Below are 17936 nucleotides of genomic sequence, written 5' to 3'. Positions count from 1 at the left end.
CACTGGTTGAGGGTATTGAACCTCAGGCTTGCGCATCCGGCTGATTGGCGGGGGCCGCCTTGATAAAGGCCTGCAACTGCTCGCAGTTGGCGACGATGCGCGCGATGGTGGGGTAGTCGTCCAACGTCATGTTGAAGCGGCGGGCGTTATAGACCTGGGGCACCAGCATGCAGTCCGCCAGGGTCACCTCGTTGCCCACGCAATAGACGCCAGCCGTGGTCATCAGCAGTTGCTCCAGGGCGGTGAAGGTCTCGTCAATCCAGTGGCGATACCAGGCATCGCGCGCCGTCTTGCTCTGTCCCAGCTCCTGCTCCAGGTAGTTCAACACCCTCAGGTTGTTGAGGGGGTGAGTGTCGCAGGCGATCATGTTGACTATCTGGCGCACCCTGGCCCGCTCCTCGGGGGCGGAGGGCATCAGGGGGTAGGCCGGATAGGTCTCGTCGAGGTACTCCATGATGGCCACCGACTGACCCAGTTGCACATCCCCGTCGATGAGAAAAGGCACCAGCCCCTGGGGATTGACCCGGCGATAGGCCTTCTCTTTCTGCTCACCCTGTCTCAGATTGACCGGATGCTGCTCATAACCAAGTCCCTTGAGTTGCAGCACCAGACGTACGCGAAAGCTGGCCGATGAACGCCAATATCCAAACAACTGCAGCATATTATGTCCCTATGGTGGCAGGTGTGTGCCACCTGCCGTGTCGCCTGCCGACCTTGGCCGGCCCAGGCTTTCCTAGCTCGTCTGGCTGGCGCCCCCTTGCGTGACCCGTTGCAAAATGGTGCCAAACAGACTCATCCCATTGCGATCCTGCATCGCGATGGACACTGTATCACCAAAGCGCAGAAAGGGTGTAGTGGCTTGACCTGACTCGATAATTTCCAGCATCCGCCGCTCGGCGAGGCAGGAGGATCCCCGGCTTCTGTCGTAGTTGGAGACGGTGCCCGAGCCTATGATGCAGCCAGCGCCAAGGGGTCTGGTCTTGGCCGCGTGGGCAATCAGCTCGAAGAAGTTGAAGGTCATGTCCAGCCCCGCATCCGGCTCCCCGAACAGGGCGCCGTTGAGCTGGGTCACCAGGGGCAGATGCACCTTGCCCTGCTGCCAGTCGCCGCCGAGCTCGTCCGGGGTGATGGCCACCGGCGAGAAGGCGCTGGAGGGTTTGGACTGGAAGAAGCCAAAGCCCTTGGCGAGCTCCCCGGGAATGAGGTTGCGCAGGCTCACATCGTTGACCAGCATCAGCAGCTTGACGTGCTCCTCTGCCCCCTGCGGGCTGGTGCCCATGGGCACGTCGTCTGTGATGACGGCCACTTCAGATTCAAAGTCGATGCCCCACTCCTCAGACCCCATGCAGATGGGGCCGCGCGGCGCCAGGAAGCTGTCGGAGCCCCCCTGATACATCAGGGGATCGTGCCAGAAGCTGTCCGGCATCTCGGCGCCGCGCGCCTTGCGCACCAGCTCCACGTGGTTGACGTAGGCGCTGCCGTCGGCCCACTGGTAGGCGCGGGGCAGCGGGGAGAGACAGGCCGTCTCATCGAAGGGGAAGGTGTCTGGGCAGGCACCGTCGTTGAGGGCCTGATAGACGGCGGTCAGCCGGGGGGCGAGATCGCTCCACTCGTCCAGCGCTCCTTGCAGGGTGGAGGCTATGTCGGCCACGGCCACCGCCCGAGTCAGGTCCCGGCTGACCACCACCAGGGCGCCATCGCGCTTGCCATTGTTCAAAGTTGCCAATTTCATATCGAATTCCTTATTTGCCGGGGGTACCGTCTGGTCGCTGCCAGCTGGAAACATAGTGGGGATTCTCTATCCCCTCGCAGATCTGGCCGACCCCGAGGGCATCCCGGGTGTCGAGCATCACAGCCACCTCGTCGGTGAAGGTCTTGGCGTGGGCCTGCCCCGCCGCAAAGGCCTTGGGATGGGGGCCGTGGGTGAAACCGGCGGGATGGAAGGTGACCATGCCCCGCTCTATGTTGTCCCGGCTGAAGAAGTCCCCGCCGTGGTAGAAGAGCACCTCGTCAAAGTCGTCGTTGCTGTGGTAGAAGGGCACCCGCAGGGCCCCGGGATCGCTCTCTATGGGGCGCGGCACGAAGGTGCAGATGACGAAGCGGCTCGCCACGAAGGTGGAGTGGGCCGACGGCGGCAGATGGTAGCGGTGGCTCATCAGGGGGCGGATGTCCCGCCAGTTGAGGCGCACCACGCAGAGATCCCCGTGCCAGCCCTGGGCATCCAGGGGGTTGAAGGGCCAGGTGATGACAGAGACCTGATCGTGGCGCTTGACCTGCAGCGACCAGGGATTTTCGTCCTGCTGGGCCAGGAAGCGCTCATTGATGGCGGGCACCTCCAGCGCCGCTGGATCGAAGATGGCATGGTTGCCCACCAGCCCCTTGTCCGGCAGCTGATAGCTGTCCTCCGTCGCCTCTATCATCAGGATGAAGAGCGGCGCCGTGGGCTCGATGCGCCACATGGTGCCACGGGGGATCACCACATAGTCCCCATCCTTCAGCGTGAGATGGCCGTAGTCGCAGTAGAAGTCCCCACCCCCTTCGTGGATGAAGAGCAGTTCGTCGCCGTCGGCGTTGCGCACCAGAAACGGCATTGTCTCGGTCAGGCGCCACATCCGGTAGCGGCAGTGGGGATTGCTGAGCAGATCCGGCATCACCCAGGGGGAGAGGGAGCTCACCTCCTCCTGCAAGCCGTTCAAGTCAAACGCCCGCGGCCGCAGCGGCCCCTCCCAGTGGCTCCAGTCGGTGGGGGCATGCTTGTGGTGCATGTGGGTGGCGGGGCCGAAGAAGCCGCTGCGCCCCAGCTCGCGCTCGTAGATGGCCTGCTCGGGCAGATCGGCGTGGGCCTGGCGGGAGTGGGTCCCCTCCCGGTGGGGAAAACTGATCCAGTTACGCATGGCTCTGTACCTCCCATGAAATAGATACCGGCCGACGAGCTCGCATCCCGTTACGCATCGCTCGGCTCCCCCTTCTTCTCGCCCTGCTCGGCCCCGCTCAGCACCCCACGACGGATCTGATCCAGTTCAATGGATTCAAACAGTGCCTGGAAGTTGCCCTCGCCGAAGCCCTCGTTGCCCTTGCGCTGGATGATTTCGAAGAATACCGGGCCTATGACGGTGTCGGTGAAGATCTGCAGCAGGATGCCGTCCTTGGTCGGAGAGCCGTCGATCAGGATGCGCAGCGCCTTGAGTGCCTCCAGATCCTCCTGATGCCCCGCCACCCGGCTGTTCACCTTCTCATAGTAGGTGTCCGGGGTCGGCATAAAGCCGGTGCCGCGACCACGCAGGGTACGGATGGTCTGGTAGATGTCGCTGGAGGCCAGGGCTATGTGCTGTATCCCCTCCCCCTTGTACTGGCGCAGGTACTCCTCTATCTGGGATTTGTCGTCGGAGGATTCATTGATGGGGATGCGGATCTTGCCGCAGGGGGCCGTCATGGCGCGGGAATGCAGCCCGGTCAGCTTGCCCTCGATGTCGAAGTAGCGAATTTCCCGGAAGTTGCCGATCCGCTCGTAGAAATTGGACCAGAGGTCCATGTTGCCGCGATGGACGTTGTGGGTCAGGTGATCGATCTCATAGAGCCCCGCATCCACTTCGGCCATGCGCGCCTGCCAGTCGGGGTAGAAGACGAAGTCCACGTCATAGATGGAACCCTGCTCGCCGTAGCGATCCACAAAGGAGAGGGTGCTCTCGCCTATGCCGTAGATGGCGGGGATGTTGAGCTCCATGGGCCCTATCTTGCCGACGAAGGGCTTGGCCCCCTTGGCCATGGCGTACTGCTGGGCGCGGCCCGCGTCGCTCACCCGAAATGCCATGCCGCAGACGCTGGGCCCGTGCAGGCTGGCGAACTGCTCCGCCTGGGAGTGGGGCTCGGCATTGACCACGAAGTTGATGTCCCCCTGGCGGTAGAGCCAGCACTGCTTGTGCTTGTGCCTGGCTACCTCGGCAAACCCGAGCGACACAAACAGCGCCTTGAGGGCGGCAATGCCCTTGAGATCCGGGGCCGTGTACTCGACGAATTCGAACCCATCGGTGCCAAGGGGATTGATGCTGTGGGAAGGGGAAGAAGAGGTCGTCATGATGCGCTCCTTGCGATGGACTGATAACGAAACGGGTCACGCCGACAAGGCTCGACAGGCAGCCCAGACGGCATTGTTAATAACTTGTTTCATTAGAGGCAGGGGCGGGGCAGAAGAGAAGAGGCGGGTTTCAGATAGTTTGGCGAGGACCGCCGTCAGAAGATGTAAATAGATTGTGACATTGCAGCCTGAGCCTTGCGGACAGCCCCACGGCGCTCCGCCGGGCTGTCAGCTTTGCCTTACAGGTGCCAGTTTTTCACCTCGAGATGGGGCAGGTGGCCCCTGGCCTGTTGCAACCTGCGGGCGGTCGGGTTGATGAACCAGGCCTGCTGCCCCAGCGCCAGCAGCGGCAAGTCGTGCAGGCTGTCACTCAAGGCCAGCGTCACCCTGAGGGTGCGGATCTCGGGCTGGATCTTGTGCCGGCCGTGGCAATAAAAACGCGGCACCAGGCCACCGAGGCGATAGCCCATCCGCGAGCCTGTGATGCGATGGGGAAGCCGTGGCAGTTGTCGATGGAGCTGGGCCCGGACCAAAGCCCGGGGGCTGGCGGAGATGACCCAGCAGCGCGCCCTTTCGGCCATCAGCAGGGAGCGGGCCTCCCGAAACAGCCCGGGCCGGGTGTGGCAATAGGCCCGCACCAGCTGGCGCCAACCCAGCGGCGAGAGCCCCAGGGTGATGGCCCACCAGATAAGCGAAATTCCCTGACGCCGCAGGCGGGGCACCAGATACACCAGGCCACCCAGTGCGATCACCGGCAGCAGCAGGAGTGGCCAGCGGCGCCGGCGCAGGATGAAGCGCAGCAAGCCGGCGTGGCTGTCCCCCGGCGCCAGGGTGTCGTCAAAGTCGGCCAGGATCCAGCCCGGGCCGGGCGCCCCACGGGTGCTTGTCATTCGCTCAATCCCGCGATGGCGGTGTGCAGTTCGGGCAGGAGGAACAGATCCCCCTCATCCGGCGGGCAGACAAGATCGAAGGCCTCCCCCGCCAGGGTAAACTGCAGGCGCCAGGCGTGCAGATAGCCGCGATCGGCGATCGTGCCGCCGTAGCGATCGTCCCCGAGGATGGGGGCGCCAATGCTTTTCAAGGCGACCCGGATCTGGTGGGTCTTGCCGGTCTGGGGCTTGATGCGATAGAGCCGCAGTCCCTCTCGCACCGAGACAGAATCGAACCAGCTGATGGCCGGGTTCTCCTGGGTGCGGGCCAGCATCCAGCTGCCGCCACGCCCTTTCTCCATGTCCCCCTTGACCCAGCCCTGCTTCTTCTTCGGCTTGCGATCCGAAAGTGCCAGATACTGCTTGCTCACCTCCCGGGCGGCAAAGGCCATGCTGAGTGCCCGGTTCGCCTCCGGGGTGCGGGCCAGCAGCACCAGCCCCGAGGTCATCTTGTCGAGGCGATGAACGGGGTAGAGTGTCAATCCGGTCTCGGTGCGCAGCCGGTTGACGAGCCCGGGCTCACCGCCCTCGTCATGCATGCCAAGGCCTGGGCCCTTGTTGATCACCATGAAATCTTTGTGCTGCAACTGTATCCGGTACATCTATAACCCTTTAGAATGTGATTTGTTAACAAGTTGAATGCGGGCCTGCTGGCCACCCCATGGATCCTCAGCACAAGAATCGCACGGATGAAGAGATACTTGTTTTGGCTGCTATTGCTTGGCGCCAGTTACGCTTCCCCTGTCCTGGCAAGTGACCGTCCCCATGAGCCTCCGGATCGGGTCGTCTTGCAGTTGCGCTGGCTGCATCAACCCCAGTTCGTGGGCTATCACATGGCCAAGGCGAAGGGGTTCTATGCCGATGCCGGACTGGATGTCGAGATAAGGCCGGGCGGCAAGGGGATAAGCCCGGTACAGGAAGTGCTGAGCGGGCGCGCCGACTTTGGCGTCGGCAACACAGAGGTGCTCACCAGCTACGTCAATGGCGAACCCCTGCTGGCGCTCGCCTGCGTCTATCAGCACTCCCCCTCCATCTTCCTGGCCCGTCGCGACAGCGGCATTCTCACCGTTGCGGACATGCGTGGCAAACGGATCATGATGTTTCCCGGCCATCAGGATGCCGAACTGCTCGCCACCCTCTACTATCAGGGGCTGCACGAACGCCAGCTCATCCCTGTGCCCACCTCGGTCAACATAGACGATCTGATCACCGGCAAGATCGACATCTTCAACGCCTATCTCAGCAACGAGCCCTTCTATCTGGAGGAGCACGGCGTCTCTGTCTCCGTCATCAACCCCCGCAATTACGGCATCGATTTTTACAGCGACATCCTGTTCACCACCCAGAACGAGGAGCGCACCAACCCGGAGCGGGTGGCAAAGTTTCGGGCCGCCAGCCTCAAGGGGTGGCGCTACGCCCTCGCCCACCCGACCGAGGCCATCGACCTGCTGCGCAAGGAGTATGCCGTCAACCGCAGTCAGGCCCACATGGAGTACGAGCTGCAGATGAGCAAGGAGATGATACAGCCGCTCTATGTGGAGATCGGGTATATGAATCCGGATCGCTTCGCCCACATCATGCAGCAGCTGGTCGAGATAGGCCTGGTCCCGAGGGCGGTGCCGCTGACCCGTTTTCTCTATCAGGCCCCTTCAGCGCAGTGGATCTTCTGGCGCCCCTGGTTCTTGCTGAGCCTGGGGGTCGGCGCCCTCATCCTGCTGCTCTCCCTCTATCTGCTGGTCAGCAACAAGCGGCTCAATCGGGAGGTGACACTGCGCAAGTTGCGCGAGCAGGAGATACTGCAGCTGGCCCGCATAGATCCCCTCACCGGCCTGCCCAATCGCCTTAGCCTGATGGAGCAGTTGCAGGAGCAAGTGCAGCTCGAGGATCCCGGCTGCCTGCTGTTTTGCGATCTCGATGACTTCAAGCGCATCAACGACAACTTCGGCCACAGCCAGGGGGATGCCATCCTCTGCCAGCTGGCCAACCGGCTCCATGACGCCATCGGCCACCAGTGCTATTTTGCCCGGCTGGCGGGGGATGAATTCATCCTGCTGCTGCCCGGTTACAGTTGCTCCCAGGCGCAGGATGTGACCGAGGTGATCCGGCACGCCATGCGGGCCCCCTTCGTGGTCAATGGCCAGGCCATGCAGGTCGGGATCAGCATAGGGGTCAGCCACTACCAGAGTGGCTGGAGCCCGGAGCAATGGCTCATCCAGGCGGACAGGGCCATGTATTGCGACAAGAGCGGCGGCTTCATTGCGCTGGCGGAGCAGACGAGCTGATGGCGGCTTAAGCGCCACGGCTCCACAGGACGCGTCATGCAACAAGGCCACCCCGGGGTGGCCTTGTTGTCATCTTGTGCCTGCTCGACGCGGGCGTCAGCCGAAGGTCTGCCCCAGGGATTTGAGCTGGCGCGCCTTGGTGAGCAGGATGTCGCTCGAGGCATCCATGTCGTGCATCTTGTTGCTGTTGGTGTGGGAGTGCTGGGAGATGGCGTTGACGTTTCGGCTGATGTCCTCCACCACCGCCTGCTGCTCCTCCGCCGCCGCCGAGATCTGGGTCGACAGATCCACCACCCGCTCTATCTCGGCCAGCACCTGATGCAGGCTCTGTGAGCCCTGCCGGGTCAGGGTCACGCAGGACTGGGTCTGCTCCAGATTCTGCTGCATCATCCCCTTCCAGCCATTCAGGGTGCGCTGGATCTGCCCTATGCTGCCCTGGATCTGCTCGGTCGCCTTGTGGGTCCGGGTTGAGAGGGTGCGCACCTCGTCCGCCACCACGGCGAAACCGCGTCCCTGCTCTCCCGCCCGGGCTGCCTCTATGGCGGCGTTGAGGGCCAGCAGATTGGTCTGGTCCGCTATCCCCTGGATCTCGTTCATCAGGACCCCGATGCGATCCGACTCCTCTGCCAGCGCCACCGCCGCCGTGAAGGCGTGCTCCGCCTGGGTGGCCAGCTCGGTGACCCTGTGCTGGGTATCCTCCAGCTGCTGATTGGTGTGCTGGCAATGTACCTTGGCCTGGGCAATCTGGTTGTCGGTCTCCTGGATGTTGCGGGCTATCTCGTGAGCCGTCGCCGCCATCTCAGTGATGGCGGTCGCCACCTGCTGGGTCTGGATGTCCTGCTCGGCGATGTCGGCGCTCGTCTCGCTGGAGGCGGTCTTGAGATGGACCGCCAGATCCTGCAGGGAGAGGGTGGCATCGTCCACCCGCCCGAGCACGGTGCGGATCCTGGCCTGCAGCAGCTTGATGTGGAAATCGGCGATGGCGCTGGGTTCATCCCCCGAGTAGATGAGCCGGGTCAGGCTGTCGTACTCCTCGCCCAGCTGGCTCAGGTAACGGGGGGTGGTGATCAGGGTGTGACGATAGAGGAGGCCGAGCCACAAGAGGGGCAGCAGCATGAACAGGGCCCCCAGGGGCCCCGTCAGATAGGCGCTCGCCGCCAGCATCAGCAGGAGCCCGGCGATGGCCAGCCCATGACGGACGGGGCGCAGGCTCAGTCCCGCCTTGCGCTCCCCCCGCTCCACCGCCCTCAATCGCCCGTAGGTACGGGCGGCGACGGCCTTCATCCCGGGCTCGGCCCGGTTGCGCACCGACTGATAGCCGCTTATCCGCCCCTGCTCGAAGATGGGGGTGACATAGGCATCCACCCAGTAGTAGCGACCATCCTTGCAGCGGTTCTTCACCATGCCGCGCCAGGGCTTGCCCTGCTTCAGCTTGCCCCAGAGATCGGCGAAGGCCGCCTTGGGCATGTCGGGATGACGAACCATGTTGTGGTGCTGGCCTATCATCTCTGCCCTGCTGTATCCCGCCACCCGGCAGAAGTGGTCATTGGCATAAGTAATGACCCCCTGCAGATCCGTGGTGGAAACCAACTGTTCACTGGACGGAAAATCCACCTCTTCATCAACGAGATGAATCTGGGTTCTGTTCATGGCGCACGCCTCTTGTGTGATAACTCAGTTATCGTAGTCAAGCCATGGCAGCCCGGCCAACAAGGCCCCTCAGACAGTGGGGATGACTGAGAGGCCGTCCTCTGGATCTATGACGGCGGCCTCACTTCTCCACCGCCGGATGGCATTCACGCTCCCGGATCAGCTTCTTGTTGACCTTGCCGACACTGGTCTTGGGGATCTCCTGCACTATGCGGATCTGGCGCGGTATGGCCCAGCGATTGATGCGACCGCTGTCGACGAACCCCTGCAGGTGAGCCTTGATGGCCTGCGCATCCAGATGCGCCCCCTCCTTGCCGACCACCAGGGCCAAAGGGCGCTCTCCCCACTGCGGGTCCGGCACCCCGATCACGGCCACCGCATGGACGGAAGAGTGAGCGCTGATGAGACTCTCCAGCGCCAGGGAGCTTATCCACTCGCCCCCTGTCTTGATCACATCCTTGATGCGATCCTTGATCTCGACTGTGCCGTCCGGGGTGATGGAGGCCATGTCCCCCGTGTGCAGCCAGCCCCCTTCCCAGAGCTCGGCCCCCTTGCCCGGCTCTTTCAGGTAGCCCTGGGCCAGCCAGGGAGCACGCACCACTATCTCCCCCATGGTCTGGCCATCGTGGGCCAGCGCCCGGCCCTGCTCATCTATGATGCGCAAGTCCACCAGCCCGATGGGCTTGCCGGTGCGGATCCGCAGCGGCAGTTGCTCGGCCATGGGCAGCGCCAGCTCCTCGGGAGCCAGGTGCACCACGCACAGCAGCGGGCAGGTCTCCGACATGCCGTAACCGGCGTGCACCAGTATCCCCTGTCGATGGGCCTGGGTCGCCAGCCCGAGCGGCAGCGCACTGCCCCCCAGCAACATCTTCCAGCCCGCAAGGGAGGTCTTTGCCGCCTCCTCGCAGTCGAGGATCATCTGCAATATGGTCGGCACGCAATGGGAGAAGCTCACCCCCTCGTCGCGATAGAGCCGTACCAGCTTGTCCGGCTCGTAGCGCCCCGGATAGACCTGCTTCACCCCCAGCATGGTCGCCACATAGGGGACGCCCCAGGCATGGACGTGGAACATGGGGGTGATGGGCATGTAGACGTCGTCTGAGCAGAGCAGGGACTGGCCCGCATGGGCCGCCAGGGTGCCCAGTTCGTTGAGGGTATGCAGCACCAGCTGGCGGTGGCTGAAGTAGACCCCCTTGGGATCCCCAGTGGTGCCCGTGGTGTAGAACAGGGTCGCCACCGAATTCTCGTCAAAATCGGGGAAGTCGAACTGGTCGTCCGCCCCGGCCAAGAGCGTCTCGTACTCCCCGAGCAGGGGCAGTGTGGTGGAGGGCTGCTCCCCATCGGTCAGCCGGATATAGCCGCGCACCGTGGGCAGCTTCTCCTGAATGCTCTCCAGCATGGGCAGGAAGTCGTCATGGACCAGCACCAGATGATCCTCGGCGTGGTGCATGGTGAAAGCGATCTGCTCCGGCGAGAGGCGCACGTTCACCGTGTGCAGCACGGCGCCTATCATGGGCACGGCGAAGAAGCACTCGAGGGAGCGGTGGCTGTCCCAGTCCAGCAGGGCGACCGTGTCCCCCGGCCCTATGCCCGAGGCCGTCAGCAGGTTGGCGAGGCGCTGGATGCGCTGGTTGAGGGTGCGATAGTCATAGCGCAGCCGATCTGCGTAGACGATTTCCCGGCCCGGGTGCTGGCGCACCCCGGACAGCAGCAGGCTCTTGATCAGCAAGGGATAGGCATGGGCTCCCTGGGCTGGCGGTATGATCCTTGTCTTCACCATACGGACTCCTTCCGATTCGTGTCTGGGCGCAGGGAGGCATCCCTCCCTCGCAATGGGGTTAGCGGGCGTCGAGACGCCCGAGCAAGGCCTCGGCCTGGGGCCAGGGGCCAAATCCGCTCGCCGGGTTGAGGTGTCCCACGGCCCCGGCGTCCACCAGCTCGCTCCCCCAGTCCTGGGCCAGGGCACGCACGGCCGCCGGGCTCGCCAGGGGATCGTTGTGGCTCATCACCACCAGGCTCGGGAACGGCAGCTTCATGCGGGGCAGCGGGTGCCAGCCTCCGGCCTGCATGGCCTCCGGGCTCGGGTAATGGGATGGCCAGCTGGCATCCAGATCCGGCGGCGTCACCAGCAGGGCGCCCCGGATGGGGTGGCGATGGCGGGCAGCGCCTTGCTGCGCCACCCAGTGAGCCAGCATCAGCACCCCGGCACTGTGAGCCACCAGGATCACCGGGCCCTGGATGCGCGCCAGCGCCTGCGTTATGGCCTCGACCCTGGCCTGGCAGCTCAGCTTGTCCGAGGTCAAAGGCGGCACTGTCACCACCTTCTCAAGCCCCTCGGCGAGCAGGGTCTGCCAGTGATCCGCCACATGGTCACGCAGGCCGGGCACTATCAGTACTGTGGCCTCGGGCTGAAATGCCTTCATCTCTCTCCCCCTGTTCAGGTGACCCGGCGACGGCCGGATGACATCAAGACCACAGTAAGGTGCCAGGCTCCCAACTGCTTTACCTTGGATGCCATGGAGTTGTCTTTATATGACAGTCACCTGGCGCCATGAGCGCCACGGAGTGGGAGAGCGTCGGACTCGAAAGGCCATGAGACGGGCTGGCACGCAAGGTCATCACATGGCACCTGCGACTAATAGATCAGTTAATAAGCACTTTCCAATTTGTAAACGAAATGATAAAAACCAGTTAACAACAAGCAACCAGCAGATGAGCTGTCGCCATGGGAATTGCATCATGACCCTCCTTGCCAGAGCCGCCACCCTCACCAACTATCTCGATGTCGCCCGCCAACTGGGCCTCAATACCCCCAGCCTGTTGTCGCAAGCCGGCCTCAGCGCCTCCATTCTGGATGTGCCCAATCAGCGCATCCCCGTCTCCACCATAGTCAACCTGCTCGAGCTGTCCGCCCGTACCGGGAACTGCCAGAGCCTGGGTCTGCGCATGGCGGAGCATCGCCAGCTGTCGGACTTTGGCGAGGTCAGCCTGCTGCTGAGCTATCAGCCCAACCTGCGCGAGGCCTTGCAGGTCATAGTGCAGTACATTCACCTGTTCAATAATGCCCTGGCCATCTTCATCGAAGAGGCGGGCAAGGCGGTGATCATTCGCGAGGAGATCATCACGGACGCCCCCATGCCCTCGCGCCAGGCCACCGAGCTCGCGGTCGGCGTCATGTATCGCTTCTGTGCTGCCCAGGTCGGGGTTGGCGCCAACTGGCATCCCATCAGCGTCAACTTCACCCATGACGCGCCGGCGGATCTCTCCATCCACAAGCGGCTGTTCGGCTGCAAGCTGGAGTTTGGCAGCGAGTTCAACGGCATCGTCTGCCAGGCCGCCGATCTGGACATTCCGAACCCTCTGGCCAACCAGGCCATGGCCCGTCATGCCCGCCAGTACCTCGACACCCTGCTGGTGGAGACCCAGCAATCACTGATGACGGACGTGCGCAAGGCCATCTACCTGCTGCTGCCCATGGGGCGCGCCACCATAGAGCAGATAGCCCGCACCCTGGGAATGAACGTGCGCACCCTGCAGCGCCATCTGGAAGAGAGCGGCGCCACCTTCAGCGAGCTGGTCAACGACGTTCGCCGGGATCTGGTGATGCGCTACCTGCAAAACTCCGGCTATTCGCTGGGCCACATCGCCGACATGCTGGGCTACTCCATGCCGAGCTCCTTCACCCGCTGGTTCAGCGCCCAGTTCGGCATGCCGCCGGCCACCTGGCGCTCCCGCCACAAGGGCGTGCCCAAGGTGGCCCAACCCGCTCGCGCCGGCCTCGCCTACGGTTGACTACTGGCGCCATTCGCCAGACGAGAGAAGGGAGGCATGGCGCCTCCCTTCTCTTTTTCCTTTCCCTGTGTCACGGCTATTGCTAGCTGACGTCGGCCCCCACCGGGGTCCGGCAGGGCTTGACCCCGTCTTTGGCATCCCCCTCCTGCCGCTCCCGCGCCTGGGCAGGCACAGCCCCCGTCCCGGAGAGCAGGAAGTAGGAGAGCGCAGGCACCCCTATCAGGGCACCCAGCATGTTCCACAGGAACATGAAGGTGAGCAGTATGCCCATGTCGGCCTGGAACTTGATGGGGGACCAGACCCAGGCCACCACACCGGCGGCCAGGGTGATGCCCACCAGCCCCACCACCCGGCCGGTGAAGGCCACGGCCTGGCGATAGGCGTCCACCAGTGACATGCCCTGGCGCTGATGGTGCAGCTGCACGCTCAGCAGGTAGAGGGCGTAGTCCACCCCTATGCCGACCCCCAGCGCAATCACCGGCAGGGTCGCCACCTTGACGCCTATGCCCATGAATACCATCAGCGCCTCGCACAGCACAGAGGTGAGCATCAGGGGCACCAGCGCCACCACGGTCGCCCGCCAGCTGCGGAAGGTGATGAGGCAGAACAGAGTCACCGCCAGATAGACGTAGAGCAGCATGGTGCGGTTGGCCTCGTGCACCACCATGTTGGTGGCGGCCTCTATGCCGGCACTGCCCGCGGCCAGCAGGAACTGGCGATCCGCCGTGCTGTTCTCCCGGGCAAACCGCTCGGCGATGGCCACCACGCCGCTCAGGGTCTCGGCCTTGTGATCTTTCAAGTAGGCTATCACCGGCATCAGGGAGCAGTCGGTGTTGAACAGCTCGGGGCTGTTGACCGAGGCCTGCTGGGCGGCATAGTTCAGCACGTTCTGGTTGCGCTGGATGCTGGCGAGCTTGGGGTTGCCCTCATAGGTGCCGGCGGTGATCTGGCGCACCGCATTGACCAGCGAGGTCGTGGCCTGCACCCCGGGATGCTGCTGCAATTCCCACCCCAGGCGATCGGCCAGGATCAGGGTCTGGTAGTCGAGACACCCCTCTGGCGCCGTCTTGATCATGACCGCAAAGAGATCGCTCGAGAGGGCGTAGTGGCTGGTGATGTAGGCGTTGTCCCTGTTGTAGCGCGAATCCGCGCGAAGCTCGGGGGCGCCGCTGTCCAGATCGCCAATCTTGAGCTGCAGGCTCACCAGGTAGCCGCCTATGCCCATCGCCAGGCCGAGGATCACCACCACTGTGGCCCACTTACGCTCGGTGCAGCGATCCAGCAGTGCCCAGAGTCTGCCGAACCCCTGATTGGCGGCGGCGTGGGTGTCTATCTTGAGCGCTCGCTCGGCCGCCTTGCGGCCCACCCCCACATAGGAGAGGGCCACCGGCATCAGCAGCAGCGAGGTGAAGATGAGCACCGCCACCCCTATGCTGGCGGTGATGGCGAGATCCTGGATGACGGGGATGTCGATCAGCATCAGCACGGCGAAGCCCACCGCATCGGCCAGCAGCGCCGTGACCCCGGCGAGGAAGAGGCGGCGGAAGGTATAGCGCGCCGCTATCTGGCGGTGGGTGCCGCGGGCGATGTCCTGCATGATGCCATTCATCTTCTGGGCCGCGTGGGAGACGCCGATGGCGAAGATGAGGAAGGGCACCAGCACAGAGTAAGGATCGATGGCGTAGCCGAGCCAGGCGATGATGCCGAGCTGCCAGATCACGGCGACCAGGGAGCAGCCCACCACCAGCAGGGTGCTGCGCACGCAGCGGGTGTAGAGGAAGATGATGAGGAGCGAAGTCGCCACCGCCAGGGCGAAGAAGAGGATCACCTGGATGAGGCCGTCGATGAGATCGCCGACCAGCTTGGCAAAGCCGATCACCCGGATCTTGTACTGGCCCGTCCCTTCCTCCCCCGCCTGATGGGGGGCGCCTTCGAACTCAATCTGGCTGCGTAGCGCCTCGATGCGCTGGGAGAAGTCATGGTAATTGAGGGGCTTGCCGGTGACAGAGGCCTTGTCCAGCAGGGGCACTATCAGCATGCTGGACTTGAAATCGCTCGCCACCAGACTGCCGACTATGCCGGCTCTGTTGATGTTCTGGCGCAGCTGCTCGATGTCAGAGGCCGATCCCTGATAGGCATCCGGCATCACGGGCCCGCCCTGGAAGCCCTCCTCGGTCACCTCGGTCCAGCGCACCGCCGGGCTCCAGAGGGACTTCATCCAGGCCCTGTCTACCCCTTCGGTCAGGAACAGCTCGTCATTGACCCGCTTGAGGACGCTTAGATAGTCGGGGTCGAAGATGTCCCCCCGGGTATTCTCCACCACCACCCGCACCGAGTTGCCGAGGCCACGCAGGGAGTCCCGGTTCTCCAGGAAGTTTTTGATGTAGGGCTGGCTCTGGGGGATCATCTTCTCGAAGCTGGGCGCCAGCGCCAGACGGGTCGCGCCCATGTAGCCAAGCACCAGGGTCGCCAGCGTCATCACCAGCATGAAGAGCGCCCTGTGGTTGAACACCAGCCGCTCCAGCAGGTTGCCGGAGTGCCTGTCGAACGCGCTCAGCTCGCGGATCACCGGCATCGAATCTTGCTTCACATGGCCCATGTCTGGATCCTCGTTATCGTTATTGGGCCGTCATCCGGTGACGGCCTGCGTTGACAAACCTTATTTGACGCCAAGGGTGCGCACCCCGCGGCTGCCCACCAGCGCCAAGGTGCCATCTGCGGTCAGGGCGGCGCCCGCCACCGGCGATGGCTCGGCCAGGGGGGCCAGGGTCAGCGGCGCGTTGCCCCGTTGCAGCAGCATATGGCCGGCCTGGGTAAACAGGCGGAACTGGCCATCGGCCCCCTGCATAGCGGCGCTGATGCTGATGGGCAGCGGGCTCACGAGCCGGGTCCAGTTTTCGCCTCCGTCCGTGCTGCGATAGACATGGCCCCGCAGGCCATAGACGATCACCTCATCCGGGCGGCCGATAAGGCCGAAGAAGCTGCCGTCATAGGGGCTGGGCAGTGAGACGAAGCGCTGCGTCTGCGGCTCCCATTTGCGCAGCAGGCCCTGCTCGCCCACCAGATAGAGGGCGTCACCGGCGGGGGCTATGGCATTGAGATGGAGCCCATCCGGGTTGTCGGTGCGATCCTGCATCGGCGTCCAGTGCAGGCCGCCATCCTGTGTGCGCAGTATCAGGTTGAAGACCCCGACCACGTAGCCCACCTTGTCGTCCTCAAACCAGACGTCGAGCAGGGGTTTGTCGGCCCCCTCCCCCACCAGGCGCTGGCCCTCTTCCACCAGCGCAGCCCACTGTTCGTTGTCCGGCTCGGCACGGGCCTTGGCGGCATAGAAGGCGCTCACCAGCCCGCCAATCTGGCGGCCATCCAGCTGTTTTTGCCAGCTGGCACCGCCATCCTGACTGTGCAGCACCACCCCATCCCCCCCCACGGCCCAACCCTGCTCGGGGGTGGGGAAGGTGACGGCGTTCAGATCCGAGCTCACCGGCACCCTGGCCTGCTGCCAGCGCCGCCCCTCATCGTCGGAATAGAGGATGTGACCCCGCTGCCCCACCGCCACCAGCCGCGACCCGGCACGGGTCAGATCCAGCAGGGGGCTGCGCTGGGCCAGGGCGCTCGCCTTGGCCGGCAGGTCCAGCACGTCCACATAATCGGTCGCCTGCCCGGCTGTCACCCCTGCGCTTTGCATCAGCAGGGCGCAGCAGATCAATGGCGCCAACGTCTTGAATGAACCCATACCACGTCCTTGTCTCAGAGGGCGGCGGGATGCCAAAAGGCGCCCGACGCCAACATCGAGGAGTCCGGTTCATCAATGACGAACCGGACTCCTGTTACGGCTAGCGGATCCCGGCGCCAGCCAGGGACTCCGGCGACCACTTCGCCTTGGACAGGGAGGCACCGTACTTGATGCCGCCGTAGGGGCCCACCACACCATTGATGTTGTAGGTGCCCGCCACCAGGTCATAGATCATGAAGGGGGTGGCGTCCGGAGTCTGCTTGTCGTAGCTCTGGCTCAGGAAGGCGAAGGAGCCGCGATAGAGCTGACCACGGGCGTCGTACTGATCGGAGGCCAGCGCCACCCAGCTGTCTTCGTCCAGGTAGAAGCGGCGTTTGGCGTAGATGTGGCGCTCACCGGCCTTGAGGTTGCCCTCCACCACCCAGACCCTGTGCTTCTCCCAGCGCACGTGATCCGGTGACAGGAAGTTGGGGGTGGTCAGCGCCCTGGCATCGGGCTGATAGGTCAGCCGATAGGTGTTGTAGGGGACTATCATTTCCTGCTTGCCCACCAGCTTCCAGTCGAATCTGTCCAGCGCCCCGTTGAAGACGAAGACGTCGTCATAGGTGCCCGCCCCCGAGGTGCCCGGATTCGGGGTATCGTAGGCCAGGTTCGGTGCCAGCTTGACCCGGCGCTGGCCAGGCAGGTACTGCCAGGCCTTGCGCGGCTGCTCCAGGGGGTTGGCAGCATCGCGCAGCATGATGGCCTCGCCGGCGCGACGGGCCGGGCCCGTGTAATGGAGCTTCATCTGGTAGTAGGTGTCCTTGGCCGAGATGGGCTTATTCATGTCCTCGTAGATGGCGTAGTTGATGAAGGCCTGCCCCGTGGTGGAGAGGGCCGCCGTGCCGGCGGCGTCCACGTTCCAGGAGTCGTACTTGGTGGCGATGTTCACCCCCTGGTAGCGCAGCAGGAAGTTCCACATCGCCTCGGCCCCGCTCTTGGGGATAGGGAAGGGAATGCCCGGTAGCACCTTGTCCACCGCCATGCCCCCCGCCAGGGTGGTGGCGCTGAGCGCGTTCTTCCTGGTGTTGTCCAGCACCGCCTGTGGCAGCGCCACGCTGCGGTGGGTCGGGTAGAGGTCCACCCTGAAGTCCGGGAAGCGCTTGAGCAGCTCCGCCGTGGTGGCTGTCAGTGCCCCCTGGTATTGGGCCGCGTTCTTGCCGGTGATGACCAAAAGCGGCTGCTCACCCGCATAGGGATCCGGGCGCATGCTGTCACCGGCCTTGAAGCCGGCGGGGGGCGTGGTCAGGCCCCCGCTGTAGGCGGGGATGCTGCCATCGGCATTGGCGGCCGCTTCGGCGCCCACCTGGGTCAGACTGGTGCCGAGCTGTGCGGCTTCGCTGCTGGAGACGGCGGCCAGTGCCTGGCCTGCGAGGGCCAGGGTGAGGGAGGCGGCCAGCATGGTCTTGTTGAATGTCATATCTCGTTCTCCG

General features: G+C 64.0%; 14 protein-coding genes. 2 read left to right on the top strand and 12 right to left on the bottom strand.

Features of this window, described 5'->3' with window-relative positions:
* Positions 1 to 22: 22 nt before the first annotated feature.
* The 6 genes from maiA to ACFWHB_RS08800 all read right to left on the bottom strand — a co-directional run bounded on the left by maiA (position 23) and on the right by ACFWHB_RS08800 (position 5606).
* Complete coding sequence (gene maiA, locus ACFWHB_RS08825; protein ID WP_163157160.1) at positions 23 to 661, bottom strand: maleylacetoacetate isomerase; 639 nt, start codon at positions 659 to 661, stop codon at positions 23 to 25.
* Positions 662 to 733: 72 nt separating this feature from the next.
* Positions 734 to 1732 carry a fumarylacetoacetate hydrolase family protein gene (locus tag ACFWHB_RS08820; protein WP_395949978.1) on the bottom strand — a complete coding sequence of 333 codons (999 nt, stop codon included), beginning with the start codon at positions 1730 to 1732 and terminating at the stop codon, positions 734 to 736.
* Between the two features lie 10 nt (positions 1733 to 1742).
* Positions 1743 to 2894, bottom strand: coding sequence for a homogentisate 1,2-dioxygenase (locus tag ACFWHB_RS08815; RefSeq protein WP_395949977.1), 1152 nt, complete (start codon positions 2892 to 2894; stop codon positions 1743 to 1745).
* A gap of 50 nt (positions 2895 to 2944) precedes the next feature.
* Positions 2945 to 4078, bottom strand: a complete 1134-nt coding sequence (gene hppD, locus ACFWHB_RS08810) for a 4-hydroxyphenylpyruvate dioxygenase (RefSeq protein WP_395950188.1) — start codon at positions 4076 to 4078, stop codon at positions 2945 to 2947.
* Between the two features lie 236 nt (positions 4079 to 4314).
* Entirely contained in the window at positions 4315 to 4965 is a 651-nt protein-coding gene (locus ACFWHB_RS08805; RefSeq protein WP_395949976.1) for a haloacid dehalogenase-like hydrolase, read from the bottom strand.
* Positions 4962 to 5606: a TIGR01621 family pseudouridine synthase gene (locus tag ACFWHB_RS08800; protein WP_290071226.1), complete on the bottom strand. Its 645-nt coding sequence runs from the start codon at positions 5604 to 5606 to the stop codon at positions 4962 to 4964. Before ACFWHB_RS08800 ends, ACFWHB_RS08805 begins: the two co-directional genes overlap by 4 nt.
* An 87-nt stretch (positions 5607 to 5693) precedes the next feature.
* Here ACFWHB_RS08800 and ACFWHB_RS08795 point away from each other — a divergent pair, with 87 nt between their 5' ends.
* Positions 5694 to 7286, top strand: coding sequence for a GGDEF domain-containing protein (locus tag ACFWHB_RS08795; RefSeq protein WP_106886519.1), 1593 nt, complete (start codon positions 5694 to 5696; stop codon positions 7284 to 7286).
* Between the two features lie 96 nt (positions 7287 to 7382).
* On the opposite strand, the gene ACFWHB_RS08790 is transcribed toward ACFWHB_RS08795, so the two are convergent.
* The 3 genes from ACFWHB_RS08790 to ACFWHB_RS08780 form a co-directional block, all read right to left on the bottom strand.
* Positions 7383 to 8936, bottom strand: a complete 1554-nt coding sequence (locus ACFWHB_RS08790; RefSeq protein ID WP_234676257.1) for a methyl-accepting chemotaxis protein — start codon at positions 8934 to 8936, stop codon at positions 7383 to 7385.
* A gap of 121 nt (positions 8937 to 9057) precedes the next feature.
* On the bottom strand, positions 9058 to 10716 hold the full coding sequence (locus tag ACFWHB_RS08785) for a fatty acid--CoA ligase (RefSeq protein WP_395949975.1): 1659 nt from the start codon (positions 10714 to 10716) through the stop codon (positions 9058 to 9060).
* Between the two features lie 58 nt (positions 10717 to 10774).
* Positions 10775 to 11359, bottom strand: coding sequence for an RBBP9/YdeN family alpha/beta hydrolase (locus ACFWHB_RS08780; RefSeq protein WP_163148659.1), 585 nt, complete (start codon positions 11357 to 11359; stop codon positions 10775 to 10777).
* Between the two features lie 316 nt (positions 11360 to 11675).
* Between ACFWHB_RS08780 and ACFWHB_RS08775 the strand changes: the two genes are divergently transcribed.
* Positions 11676 to 12728: an AraC family transcriptional regulator gene (locus ACFWHB_RS08775; RefSeq protein WP_106887921.1), complete on the top strand. Its 1053-nt coding sequence runs from the start codon at positions 11676 to 11678 to the stop codon at positions 12726 to 12728.
* Between the two features lie 82 nt (positions 12729 to 12810).
* Here ACFWHB_RS08775 and ACFWHB_RS08770 read toward each other — a convergent pair whose 3' ends face one another.
* From ACFWHB_RS08770 to ACFWHB_RS08760, 3 genes are all read right to left on the bottom strand, one after another.
* Positions 12811 to 15327, bottom strand: a complete 2517-nt coding sequence (locus tag ACFWHB_RS08770; protein WP_395949974.1) for an efflux RND transporter permease subunit — start codon at positions 15325 to 15327, stop codon at positions 12811 to 12813.
* Between the two features lie 60 nt (positions 15328 to 15387).
* Entirely contained in the window at positions 15388 to 16464 is a 1077-nt protein-coding gene (locus tag ACFWHB_RS08765; RefSeq protein ID WP_395949973.1) for a YCF48-related protein, read from the bottom strand.
* Between the two features lie 100 nt (positions 16465 to 16564).
* Positions 16565 to 17923 (bottom strand): DUF1329 domain-containing protein, encoded by a 1359-nt coding sequence (locus ACFWHB_RS08760; RefSeq protein WP_163137254.1) that lies wholly within the window; start codon positions 17921 to 17923, stop codon positions 16565 to 16567.
* Between the last annotated feature and the right edge of the window lie 13 nt (positions 17924 to 17936).

Source organism: Aeromonas mytilicola subsp. aquatica (assembly GCF_044336385.1).
Taxonomy (GTDB): domain Bacteria; phylum Pseudomonadota; class Gammaproteobacteria; order Enterobacterales; family Aeromonadaceae; genus Aeromonas; species Aeromonas rivipollensis.
Note: the sequence above shows the minus strand (reverse complement) of the source record. Positions and strands in the feature narration are given on the sequence as shown.